Source organism: Chryseobacterium cupriresistens (assembly GCF_046614675.1).
Taxonomy (GTDB): domain Bacteria; phylum Bacteroidota; class Bacteroidia; order Flavobacteriales; family Weeksellaceae; genus Chryseobacterium; species Chryseobacterium cupriresistens.
On the sequence record NZ_JBKKJT010000003.1, the window covers coordinates 75,554 to 88,088 of the forward strand.

General features: G+C 38.6%; 8 protein-coding genes. 2 read left to right on the forward strand and 6 right to left on the reverse strand.

Annotated elements, in window-relative coordinates; genetic code table 11:
- Positions 1–64 precede the first annotated feature (64 nt).
- The 4 genes from ACLI50_RS09340 to proS form a co-directional block, all read right to left on the reverse strand.
- Complete coding sequence (locus ACLI50_RS09340) at positions 65–604, reverse strand: nucleotide exchange factor GrpE (RefSeq protein WP_395974916.1); 540 nt, start codon at positions 602–604, stop codon at positions 65–67.
- 224 nt (positions 605–828) lie between these two features.
- Complete coding sequence (locus ACLI50_RS09345; RefSeq protein ID WP_202838549.1) at positions 829–2,163, reverse strand: Nramp family divalent metal transporter; 1,335 nt, start codon at positions 2,161–2,163, stop codon at positions 829–831.
- A gap of 114 nt (positions 2,164–2,277) precedes the next feature.
- Positions 2,278–3,609, reverse strand: coding sequence for a DUF937 domain-containing protein (locus tag ACLI50_RS09350; RefSeq protein WP_411413631.1), 1,332 nt, complete (start codon positions 3,607–3,609; stop codon positions 2,278–2,280).
- A 118-nt stretch (positions 3,610–3,727) separates the two neighbouring features.
- The gene (gene proS, locus ACLI50_RS09355; protein WP_114821184.1) at positions 3,728–5,203 is read right to left on the reverse strand and encodes a proline--tRNA ligase; all 1,476 of its coding nucleotides are present in this window, start codon (positions 5,201–5,203) and stop codon (positions 3,728–3,730) included.
- A 144-nt stretch (positions 5,204–5,347) separates the two neighbouring features.
- Here proS and ACLI50_RS09360 point away from each other — a divergent pair, with 144 nt between their 5' ends.
- Together ACLI50_RS09360 and ACLI50_RS09365 are read left to right on the forward strand one after the other, a co-directional pair.
- Complete coding sequence (locus ACLI50_RS09360; protein ID WP_343643944.1) at positions 5,348–6,448, forward strand: prolyl-tRNA synthetase; 1,101 nt, start codon at positions 5,348–5,350, stop codon at positions 6,446–6,448.
- 53 nt (positions 6,449–6,501) lie between these two features.
- Positions 6,502–7,887 (forward strand): OmpP1/FadL family transporter, encoded by a 1,386-nt coding sequence (locus ACLI50_RS09365; protein WP_227943975.1) that lies wholly within the window; start codon positions 6,502–6,504, stop codon positions 7,885–7,887.
- A 109-nt stretch (positions 7,888–7,996) separates the two neighbouring features.
- Here the strand turns inward: ACLI50_RS09365 and ACLI50_RS09370 are convergent, their stop codons facing one another.
- Both ACLI50_RS09370 and ACLI50_RS09375 read right to left on the reverse strand, forming a co-directional pair.
- Positions 7,997–9,649, reverse strand: a complete 1,653-nt coding sequence (locus ACLI50_RS09370) for a RagB/SusD family nutrient uptake outer membrane protein (RefSeq protein ID WP_343643943.1) — start codon at positions 9,647–9,649, stop codon at positions 7,997–7,999.
- Positions 9,650–9,659: 10 nt separating this feature from the next.
- On the reverse strand, positions 9,660–12,398 hold the full coding sequence (locus ACLI50_RS09375; protein WP_343643942.1) for a SusC/RagA family TonB-linked outer membrane protein: 2,739 nt from the start codon (positions 12,396–12,398) through the stop codon (positions 9,660–9,662).
- Positions 12,399–12,535 lie beyond the last annotated feature (137 nt).

Below are 12,535 nucleotides of genomic sequence, written 5' to 3' on the forward strand. Positions count from 1 at the left end.
AAGATATTCTAAAGCTAATAAGTGAAACATTCAATTATCACTCATCATTTATCATTTATGAATTTTAATTTCCTGTTACTACTTTTGCAAAACGGATTACTTTATCATTTAAAGTGTACCCTGTTTCAATAACGTCTACGATTTTTCCTTTCAAATCTTCCGATGGAGCTGGGATCTGGGTAATCGCTTCATGGAAATCAACATTAAAGCTGTCACCAGCCTTTACTTCCATTGTTTGTAAGCCTTTTTCGGTAAGTTTATTCTTGAATTTCTGATAGATAAGCTCTACACCCTGAAGATCAGCCGGATTTCCGTTTTTAGCGATTTCTTTTAAAGCCCTTTCAAAATCATCCAAAACTCCTAACATTGAAACCATCATTTCCTGGTTGGCATACTGGAAGAATTCCATCTTCTCCTTGCTTGTTCTTTTTTTATAATTTTCGAATTCAGCATACAGTCTGATGTAACGGTCTTTCTCTTCTGCCAAAAGTTCCTCTGGAGAAGGGGCAGCTGTCACATTGTCCTGTGATGTTGCGTCATTCTGAACATTGTTTTCTTCCTGATTATTGATGCTTTCTTCGTTAATATCCTGGTTTTCCATAATTCAATATTTATTTACTGATTGTTTGACAAAGAGTCTGCCAAATCTAAAATCTGGACATTAAGGCAGAAAAAGAAGTAATGGTGAATCGTGAATACATCAATGCGCTTCGCGTGTGAATTTGTTGTAGGGTAAGATTAATAATTGACTTTGCGCAGCAAAAATTGACCATTGACTATTCACTAAAGAATATCCAATGGTCAATTTTAAAACTATAGTTATATTTTCTATTCTCCCGTAAACGTCTGATATAACAGATAAAGGTTTAAAACAATAATAATAATGGAAATAATCCATACACAGACTTTCAGGAATGGTTTATTGACAAATTCTCCCATTTTAGCTTTGTCATTGGTAAACATCACCAATGGAACAACTGCAAAACTAAGCTGCATGGAAAGAATTACCTGGCTTAAAACCAATAATTCAGTTGTTCCCTGTTCTCCGTAAAGAATGGCAACAATAAGTGCCGGAATTACAGCAATAAGTCTGGTGATCAATCGTCTCAGCCATGGTTTTAATCTGATATTCAGGAAGCCTTCCATGACGATCTGTCCGGCAAGAGTTCCAGTTAATGTTGAATTTTGTCCGGATGCTAATAAAGCAATGGCAAATGCAATACTGGCCATAGAAGCTCCCAGAATAGGGGTTAACATTTTATAGGCATCATGAATATCCGCCACATGTTCATTACCTGTAGTATGGAATGTAGCAGCAGCAAGAATAAGAATTGCTGCATTGATGAAAAATGCCAACATTAATGAAACGGTACTGTCTATGGTGGCAAACTTTATGGCTTCTTTTTTTCCTTCGGTATCACGGGTATAATCTCTGGTCTGTACAATACTGCTGTGCAGATACAGATTGTGTGGCATTACGGTAGCTCCTAAAATCCCGATTGCTATATAAAGCATGGCAGGATTCTGAATGATTTCCTTTTGTGGAACCAAACCTCCCAGAATCTCATTGAAAGCAGGTTTTGAAATAATGATTTCATATACGAAACACGCCAAAATAATGAAAATAAGTCCTCCTACAATACTTTCGATCCATCGGAAGCCTTTTGCCTGAAGTAAAAGGATGATTAATACATCTACTGTTGTAATAACAATTCCCCAGGTCAGTGGGATATGAAATAGCAAATTTAACGCAATAGCAGAACCGATAACCTCGGCAAGATCACAGGCCGCAATGGCGATTTCGCAGAACACCCAAAGAATAAAATTCGTGGTAGGACTGAAGTGGTCTCTGCAGGCCTGGGCAAGATCTCTTTCTGCAACTACCCCAAGTTTTACAGACAAGTGCTGTAAAACCATTGCAAAAATGTTTGAAATAAGAATCACTGAAAGAAGGGTATATCCAAACTGGGCTCCTCCTGCAATATCTGTTGCCCAGTTTCCCGGATCCATATAACCTACGGCAATCATCAGTCCTGGTCCTGCAAATGCAAGATACTTTCTCCAGAAAGTTGCATTTTTAGGGACTTTGATTGATGAATAAACCTCTGATAGGGAATGGTTTGTTTTATCTTTTCGCCAGGCGCTCTTTATATTGAAGTTCATAAATGTTAGAAATGACTAACAAATTTAATTAAATAAATGTAAACAGAAAAATCATCGCATAAAAAAATCCCGGAAATTTGCTTTCCGGGATCTAATTTTTATTGAATCTAAAGATTATTTAGCAAATCTTACAGCCATTTTTCTGTCTGCAGCTCTTTCAGCATCAGAAGCTGTAGCATCAACTTTAGCAAATTTACTTCCATAACCCTCAGCTTCTAAAACCTGAGCACCAACTCCTGCTTTTACTAAAGCAGCCTTGATATATTCAGCTCTGGCCTTTGATAGTTTTACATTGTTGGCTTCGTTTCCGGTTTTATCCGTATAACCCCCGATTTTGATTTTTGCATCTGGGAAAGCCTTAAGGATCGCCACTAAGTTATCCAATTGTCCTTGTGAACCTGCCTCAAGTTCAGTAGCACTTCCCATTTTGAAATTTACGTGATCGAAATCGTACCACTTATCTTTCAATGCTGCATCATCAGCTGCATTTTTGTAGTTTCCGGATTTCAGGAATGTAATCATCTGATCTTCCATTCCTCCTTTATAACCTTTTAACATCACTCCGTTAAGATCAATGTCTTCATCTGTTTTAGCTGTTGCCGGAGCAGGTGTTGCTGTTCCCGTTGTAGCAGCAGTATCTGTTGCTGTACTGGTTGCTGCTGAGTCAGATGTTGTGGTAGTAGTGGTAGTCGTCTGCTTTTTCTCACACTGTTTCCATAAGAAATAAGCAGCAGCGATCAATAATAAAAGCGGAAGCAACCATTTCCAGATTGAACCTCCGCCTTGATTATTGTTGTTATTATTTTCAAATCGTTCTCTTACTTCTCTGGCTCCTTCTGAAACATTTTCTCTTGCTGTAGCAACACTTTCAGCGATGTTATCTTTAGCAGTAGATGTTACTGAAGAGACTGTTTCTTTAGCCTGTCCAAACCAATTCTCTGCTCCTAATCCAAAGGATGCTAAAGAAAGACCTGCCGGCAATAAAGAAGAAACAATGCCTTTCTGATCATGCAGTAGGCTGGAAATACCTGAAGCACCCAGATTATTGTCTGCTGCATATTTTCCAATAGTGCCTACTGTAGCTCCAGTCACCAGGTTTAACAAAGAACCCGCAGAGGTATTGCTGACACCTGAAAAACTGGCAATAGAATTAATTAATGCACCTACTTTATCTCCAAAAATGGAAGATAATAAGTTTGAAATAACAGGACTGCTCGACGAACCTCCTAATAAATTTCCTAAAATTCCACTTGAAGAGGCTTGTGTAATTGCATCTACAACGCCAGGCTTATCTGCATTATTGGCTAATCCACCTACTACAGCAGGTAATAATCCGCCAATTGCTTTAGAAATACCAGATTCACTTTCTCCAAACTGCGATGCAGCCTGTGAAACCAATGCGGGACCTAATTGTCCTTTAATTAAATCAATGACATTTAAAGACATAATAATAAATTTTTTTGATTAATGTTGAGATAAATTTAAACAAAAATCCGTCCAAATGTCACTTTTTTTTGAATATTTCTTTAAAAATTAATGATTTTTTTCTAAATCATTAAAATTTTTAATAAGCTTTTGCAAATAATACACGTCTCTTAGATGGTTTTCCTGAAATCAAAGAAATTCCTTCTTCTACGTCATTATCCAAAGGAATACATCTGATGGTTGCCTTCGTTTCATCTTTGATCTGTTCCTCTTCTTCAGCTGTCCCATCCCAATGTGCATAGATGAATCCACCTTTTTCTTCCAGAACTTTTTTGAATTCTTCATAAGTATCCACTTTCGTGATATTATTTTTTCTGAATTCAAATGCTTTGTTATAAATGTCCTGCTGAATCGTTTTCAACAGATCTTCGATATAAGAATCAAGTCCTTCAATAGAACGAACTTCTTTAGTCAGGTTATCTCTTCTTGCGATTTCCACAGATTTATTTTCAAGGTCTCTAGGTCCCATAGCAATTCTTACAGGAACTCCTTTCAATTCATATTCTGCAAATTTCCATCCTGGCTTGTTCTGGGTGTCATTATCAAACTTCACAGAAATTCCTTTTGCTCTCAGTTTAGCCTGAATATCCAAAGCCACTTCACTGATCTGCTCCAGCTGCTCTTCTCCTTTAAAGATAGGAACAATCACGACCTGGATTGGAGCAAGGGTAGGAGGCAGTACCAATCCGAAATCATCAGAGTGGGTCATGATTAATGCTCCCATCAGACGGGTAGAAGTTCCCCATGAGGTAGCCCATGCATGTTCAATTTTTCCTTCTTTGTTGGTGAATTTTACATCAAATGCTTTTGCGAAATTCTGTCCTAAGAAGTGAGAGGTTCCAGCCTGTAAAGCTTTTCCGTCCTGCATCAATGCTTCAATACAATAAGTTTCATCGGCTCCTGCAAATCTTTCAGAAGGTGTTTTCAACCCCTGAATAACTGGAATAGCCATAAAGTTTTCTGCAAAATCAGCATATACTTTATTCATTTTCTCTGCTTCTTCCACAGCTTCATCTTTTGTAGCGTGAGCGGTGTGCCCTTCCTGCCATAAGAACTCTGCGGTTCTTAAGAAAAGACGTGTTCTCATTTCCCAACGAACAACATTCGCCCATTGGTTGATTAATATCGGCAGGTCTCTGTAAGACTGAATCCAGTTTTTATAGGTATTCCAGATAATTGCTTCTGAAGTAGGACGGACAATAAGTTCTTCTTCCAGTTTTGCATCCGGATCTACAATCAGTTTGGATGGGTTGTCCGGATCGGTTTTTAACCTGTAGTGGGTAACAACAGCACATTCTTTTGCAAAACCTTCTGCATTTTTTTCCTCAGCCTCAAACAAACTCTTGGGCACAAAAAGCGGGAAGTATGCGTTAACGTGACCTGTTTCTTTGAACTTTTTATCCATTTCATCACGCATTTTTTCCCAGATCGCATAGCCATACGGTTTGATCACCATACATCCACGCACGCCTGAGTTTTCAGCTAAATCAGCTTTTACAACCAGCTCATTATACCATTTGCTGTAATCTTCGCTTCTTGAGGTTAATTTTGCCATTATTTTTTTTAATTTTTTTAACTTTTGTACATTATTGTTATCTAAAAATAAAAATCTATTTTTGATAGATTTTTTTACCAGTATTTTGGTACATTTTTGGTACAGATTGCAAATATAATTTAAATTAAAAATTTTTACGTTATCATGAAAAGAAATATACATAAAAATTTGCTTGGTCTGCTAAGATCCAAAGGGATATTGGCTGTATCGGGCGGATTATTACTTGTGTCTTGTGGTGCTCAGATGGGAGGGTATAGCGAGACAGACGGGGTGTATTACGACCCCAATAAGGATACGCTACCTGAAGGAGTTATCATCAATGATAGCGGAAACAGAGTAGGAGAATATTATGACTACTATCAGGATTCCAATGTAATTCAGAATGCACAGACGAATTCCAGAGAGCAGCAAAACAGATATAATGACTGGAGCAGTACCAACACCAATTGGAATTCTAATGCTACAGATTCAGATTGGGGACTTTATGCAGGTTCACAAACGAACTACTATGACAACTCATGGGGATGGGGATCTCCGTGGGGATGGTATGGTGGTTACAGCCCATATTGGGGCTGGGGCTGGAACCGCGGCTGGGGCTGGGGTGCAAGTATGTCCTGGGGTTGGGGCGGATCATTCGGCTGGGGCTGGGGAGGCTCTTTCGGATGGGGAAGTCCATACTGGGGATACGGCTATGGCGGATACTATGATCCATTCTGGGGCGGATACTACGGTAACCCATATTGGGGATACGGTGGAGGTTACTGGGGTGGTGGCTACTACAACAGACCTGTTTACAGAAGAAGTGGTGTCAGCGGAGGCGGATTCCAGAATACAGGGGTAGCCAACGCAGTTTACAGAACGAATACCAACAATTCAGGTTTCAGAAATACGAATGGTGGTTTCAGAAATACCAATAACAATGGTGGTTTCAGAGACACTAATTCCAACGGAGGTTTCAGAAACAGTAACAGTAATGGCGGATTCAGAAATGGTAACTCAGGAGGTTTCAGAAATACACAGTCTAACGGTGGATTCCGTAATTCTGCACCACAAACAAGACCCAATTACAATTATCAGCAGTCACAGCCAAGATACAACAACAATAACGGAGGTTTCAGATCTAACGACTCAGGAGGTTTCAGATCCAGTGGTGGCTTCAACTCAGGAGGAGGAGGCTTCAGAGGCGGTTCTTCAGGAGGCGGCGGAATGAGATCCGGCGGCGGAGGCAGAGGTGGCTTCAGATAATTTTCAAATTAATAAACTATTTAAAAATAATGTTAAAAAAATCTTTAGTATTAATGAGTATTTCTGCTGCATTTTATGCACAGGCTCAGGATGTTTCTGTCATAAGAAATACGGTAGAGGTTTATTCAAGTACTCCTATGGTGGGATCAGCTAAGTTTAATGCGATGGCTGGTGCTAATGGTGCACTGGGAGGTGATGCAAATTCTTTGCTTACCAACCCTGCAGGTTTAGGAGTGGCTATTTCAGGAGAGGTTTCAGGAACTTTATCTATTTTAGGAAATAAAAACACGAGTTCGCTGGCGGGATCTTCAATAGACTATAGCAAAACCAAAGGAGATCTGGGGAATGCCGGAGGGATTATTGCTTTTCCTTTGATGACAGAAACCGGCTGGAAATTCATCAATATTGGTATTAATTTTTCTAACCAGACGCTGGATAATGTAATCCAGACGCCGGGTAATAATAATATCGTTTATGCTTTTGATAAGGATGATATTACCAAAGACGCGGCATTGGCAGGACATATGTATGAAAGATACGGTAACCTGTCAAAGATGAGTTTTGGGGTAGGTGCCAACTATAATCATAATTTATATTTAGGAGCAGGTTTCAATTTTTTCAATGCTTCATTGGATCAGTATGATAGTTTGTTTTACCGAAATCTGACCAATAATTCCACAGAAGGATTCAGTAAGCAGGATACTCCTTATTCAGAAAGATCATCAGGTTTTTCTGCTTCATTAGGGGTAATCGGTAAGCTAAGTCCAAATTTCAGATTGGGAGCATCTCTTGAAACGCCTACATTCTGGACAATAGACAGAAATTATTATTTCTATAACGATCCTGTGTATGGAGATGATATGGGAGCTGAAAACAGAAAGTTCACTTCACCGCTTAAAGCAACAGTGAGTGCTGCTTTTGTAGCGAGTAAAAATTTCTCATTGAACGTAGATTATACCCTTGGACTTACAAAACCTGATTATAAGGTATATGGAGGTGCGGAAAGAGCTTTGAATGACTTCTTCAAAGAAAATTACAAGAATCTTTCTGAAGTAAGAGTGGGAGCGGAGTACAGAGTACAGCAGTTCAGATTGAGAGGAGGTTACGCCTACCAGTCAACTCCTTTTGATGCCCTTACGATCAGCAGATTTAATGATGCAGGTACTGTAGGAGATCAATCGTACAGCAATATGATGCTAAGTGACAGAAATACCCTTTCTTTTGGTATCGGGTATGACTTCAAATCATTCTATGTAGATGCATCTTATCAGAATATCTCATCTAAGTATACTAATCCTTTCATGAGAGGATATATGGATGGAAATTCTGATTCATCTTATTATTCTGCTAATAACATCTTTGAAAGTGATGCGTATGCGGCAAGTGAGGTGAAAAACAACAGGAATAATTTCTTCCTTACAGTAGGATGGAAATTCTAAGTTAGAATATCAGAATATATAAAGAGAGGCTGCCCATATTTAGGACAGCCTCTTTTTTTGTTGGTTTTGAATATCCGATTTTTGAAAGGTTTTAATTTCCGTATTATTCTTAATCCGGATTCTGCACCAGATTTGGCTGGATCTGGATCTGCTGTTCCGGAATATATTCTACCACTCTGTTATGGGTATAAGGTACTGTATAAAAAGCATTGCTTCCACTTAAATGAGTTCCGGGATATTGTCTGTCGAGATCCAGTTTGTTTCTGAAGACATCGTATCTTCTATGTCCTTCAAAAGCCATTTCCAACCTTCTCTCCTGTAGAACAATGTCCAGAATAGTCTGCCCTGCAGGGACTGAATTATATACAGGTATTCCTGCTCTTGTTCTGATAATGCTTATGTCTGCGAGTGCTGAGGCAGTATTTCCTTTTTTTGCATAGGCTTCAGCTCTGTTCAGGTATAGTTCTGCCAGTCGTACAATAACCGGCGACCATAACTGAGGAACCCCTTCCTGTAATGAACATTTTAAAACATAAAATTTAGGATATCCGTTTCTTTTATCCATATCATTATCAAGGTAGACGTAAGTTTTCCCGCCGTTTGCGTTAACAAAATAATAGTTTGTTTTATTGGGGGCTGCTTCAGATAGTACCTGATAATTGATATTATTCATGGTAAAATAAGTATTTCCATTCTGCTGGAAGGTATTTTGGAACTGATAACTGTAGGTGGCGGCACCGGAAGAGCTGGTTCCTTTTTGTACCCAATAGGCTGCAGGAATTGCTGGATTCTTATATTTTGGAGAAATAAACTTCAGCCTTACATCCTGGGGATTCTGATTGATGAGATCCAGGTAAGTGGAAGATGCATACATTTCACCCCAGCCTACATTCTGTATGGTAGCATACATGGAGCCTATGGTAGATGAGCCATCACTATAGTCTCCATCTTTATTATATTTAAATGCAAAAATGGTTTCTGTATTGTTTTCAGGAGTCTTGGTAGCATAGGCAGGCAATTCTGCTTTGGACAGAAGCGTATATTTTCCGGAATTGATGACTTTATCTGCATATTCTATCGCTTTATCATTATTTTCCATGTACAAGTAGACTCTGGAAAGTAAAGCCTGCGCTGCTTCTTTGGATGCATATATATTGTTTTTATCCAGGGTCATCAGTTTTTCTGCTTTCATAAGATCGCTTACCACCTGATTGTATACTTCTCCTACAGTGGCTCTGGCGGGCAAATCGTTGACATCGTCAGATAGTTTTAAGGGGACTCCGGGATTACCTGTTCCCTGATTATACGGTCTTCCAAAAACGTTGACCATAGAAAAGTATACATAAGCTCTCAGGAAATAATTTTCGCCGATCAGCTGATCTGTTTCTGTGTCTTTTCCTTCAGCAATCTTTGAGATCAATCTGTTGCAACCGATGATAGCTTTATATCCTGAGTTCCAGATGATATTGGTTCGGTAGTTGTTTTTAATGCTTTTATAATTATAATAATAAAAGAATGAATCGCTGGTCGTTCCGCTGATATCAACATTATCGCCGCCATATTCACTGATTCTGTACAGGTTGTTGTAAAACCCCCCACCTTCGGCATCCCCTTTAAGCAATGCGTAATTTCCTAGCGTTATGGTTTTTAGTCCTGTTGCATCTGCCAGGACCACATCAGACTCCTTTGAATCATACGGTGAACGGTCTATATTACATGCCGTTAATGACAGTATGAGAATGGGAATAAGTATTTTTTTCATAATTATTTTTTTAAAAAGAAAAGTTTAAGCCTAATGAAAATCTTCTTGGAATAGGGTAGATAGCTCCGGCATTGCCAGAATAGACACTTTGGTTGTCTGCATTACCAACTTCTGGGTCTACCCCGGAAAATTTGGTGATAGTAAATAAATTTTCACCCATAATATAAATATTCGCTGATTTTATTTTCATCTTTTCTGTTAGAGATGTTGGTAAATTATATCCTATTCTCAAGGATCTTAATTTGACAAAGCTGACATCCTCAAGATAACGTGACGAGGGCTTATTGGTTAATGAATTATTGTTGTATACAGCAGCCGGATGGGTTGCGATATCTCCCGGCTTTTCCCATCTTGTCCATCCGTTTTCTAAAACCATCTGGTTGTAATAAGGATAGGCGCCGTCTGAATCATATAATTCCCTGTACCTATTATAGACTTGCCCACCCTGTGAGAAATAAAGATTTGCAGCAAGATAGAAATTTTTGATATTGAGATTAGTGCTTACAGAACCGTAATAATCCGGCGTGGCTGTTCCTACTACCTGTACGGTAGCCAGGTTATACTTTGAAGTTGCACTTCTGCTTCCGTCCGGGTTGATTACTTCCCATTGTCCTTCGCCATTGTCCGGATTTACTCCCAGCCACTTTCTCATATAGAAAGAGTTAACGTCATATCCCGGTATGGCTACATGGTAATTACCTAATACCTGTGTGCCGTTATTTCGGGTCGAAAGTACACTGTTTTTATAAGTACTGATATTGAATCCCAGATCCCAGCTGATATCTTTTGAGCGGATAATAGAATAATTTACATTGAATTCCCAGCCTTTGTTTTTGACATCACCAATATTCAGGTACTGTCTGTCAACCCCTGTTAGTGATGGCAGAGAAACAAGCATCAGCAAGTTTTTCGTTTTATTGTTAAAATAATCAATATTTAAAGTCAGCCTGTTGTTAAATGCCCTGATATCTGAACCGATATTATTCTGATAGATGGACTCCCATGTTAATTCCGGATTCCCTAGCTGATACCATGTTGCTCCTATTTGTCCGTTATATTTTTGTGTCAACGCATATAAGTCCTGCCATCCATAATTAGGACTGGGTGTATTTCCCACAAGACCCCTGCTCGCCCGTAATTTCCATTCATTAACAGGTTTTATCTTGAAAAAGTTTTCTTTATGAATATTCCATCCTGCACTGTATGCATAGAATAAGCCGTTTCTTTTGTTGGCGCCGAATGCAGAAGATGATTCGCTCCTTAGCGATCCTTGAATACTATATTTTTTATTAAACACATATTCAACGTTAAACAGAAAAGCATTATAAGCTCTGTCTGATTTGGTTCCCGATGGTTTTTCACCTGTTGTGGCACCTGTGTTGAAAATATCTGTATCAGGTACTATCCCATAAACACCTGCTTTTGAGGCTTTGTAGAATCTGTCGGTATATTCATACGCAGCTAATGCATTGATATTATGATTTCCGAAATCTTTATCAAACCTCAGCATCTGGTTGAAAAATTTGCTGATATCTTTTTGATAGTTTTCTGTCAGTTCACCTTTATTACTTGTTCCGCTGATCGATCTGGGATCAGTATAGTACATATCATCGTAGTTTTTATAGGTAATATTGTTGGTACTGATGAATTTGAGATAATCGGTAAGTCGGATTTCAGCATCTATATTTCCGATAAGATCCAACTGATTGCTTTTACCATAGTTCCATTGAAGGTCATACAGATAATTGCTTTTATCCCTTCCATACCAATCTGTGTAATCCTCATCCACCCGGATCAGATTTCCATTGGCATCTCTGGGGTTGTCCCATGGCATATTAAGGTACATCTGATAAAGCGAAGCCTGAGTATCTTTTCCGGTAGTATATGATAAGCTGATTTTGGGTTTCAGTATCAGCCACGGTTTTATGGTCTGCTCATGATTGATTCTGAATGAGAATCTGTTGTATTCATCTCCTTTTATTGTCCCGGTTTCATTATAATAATTTCCTGAAATATAGGTTTTGGAGCTTGATGATCCTCCCTTGAAATCAATAGTGTAATTTTGTACAATTCCTGTTTGTGTACCACCCTTCAGCCAGTTGTAGCCATCATTTCTAAGTGCTTCAGGGATTTCAGGGGCTCCTTTTAATGAAGTGAAATAATCATACAGCTGTGTTCCGTTCATCAGTTTGAAACGCCCGTTGTTAAACACATTAAAAGAATTATTAAGAGATGCACTTAATGTTCCTTTTCCTGAATTTCCTGATTTGGTAAATACCTGTACAATACCATTGGCAGCTCTGGAACCATACAAGGCTGTAGAAGCAGCATCTTTCAGGATGTTGATACTTTCAATCTGGTTGGGATCCAGATTGGGAGTATAGGGCATTACTACACCATCCACCACCCAAAGGGCAGAACTGGGACCATTGATAGTGGAAGTACCCCTGATTTTTACAGTGGCTACTGAGCCAGCAGAACCTCCACCTGGCAAAATCTGAACACCGGCAGCTTTTCCCTGCAGAAGACCGGATACGCTTGGAGTATTGGAATCCTGAAGTTTTTTGTCGGAAATAACAGAGACAGCGGCTGTAAGACTGGATTTTTTCTGTGCTTTGTAGCCAATAATTACAATGTCATCAATTTTTTTTTCTTCTAAAGAATCTGTTTTCTTTGTGGTCTGGGCTGCCATAAAACCCGTCATTAAGAAAAAACAGACTGATGTTGTTAAGTTTTTTTGTTTTTTCATACAATTTTTTAGATGATGGTAATGTGGCTAATGTACGAAAAACAATGTATTGTTGTTAATATTTTGTTAAAAAATGTTAAATAATATGTTTTATTGTGTTTTTAAATGTAAATATTTAATTTTTATTTATTTTTTAA

Excerpts from the sequence above, each read along its gene's own strand:
- ACLI50_RS09345 (WP_202838549.1), bottom strand. The coding sequence starts at position 2,163 with ATGAACTTCAATATAAAGAGCGCCTGGCGAAAAGATAAAACAAACCAT.
- ACLI50_RS09350 (WP_411413631.1), bottom strand. The coding sequence starts at position 3,609 with ATGTCTTTAAATGTCATTGATTTAATTAAAGGACAATTAGGTCCCGCA.
- proS (WP_114821184.1), bottom strand. The coding sequence starts at position 5,203 with ATGGCAAAATTAACCTCAAGAAGCGAAGATTACAGCAAATGGTATAAT.
- ACLI50_RS09360 (WP_343643944.1), top strand. The coding sequence starts at position 5,348 with ATGAAAAGAAATATACATAAAAATTTGCTTGGTCTGCTAAGATCCAAA.
- ACLI50_RS09365 (WP_227943975.1), top strand. The coding sequence starts at position 6,502 with ATGAGTATTTCTGCTGCATTTTATGCACAGGCTCAGGATGTTTCTGTC.
- ACLI50_RS09370 (WP_343643943.1), bottom strand. The coding sequence starts at position 9,649 with ATGAAAAAAATACTTATTCCCATTCTCATACTGTCATTAACGGCATGT.
- ACLI50_RS09375 (WP_343643942.1), bottom strand. The coding sequence starts at position 12,398 with ATGAAAAAACAAAAAAACTTAACAACATCAGTCTGTTTTTTCTTAATG.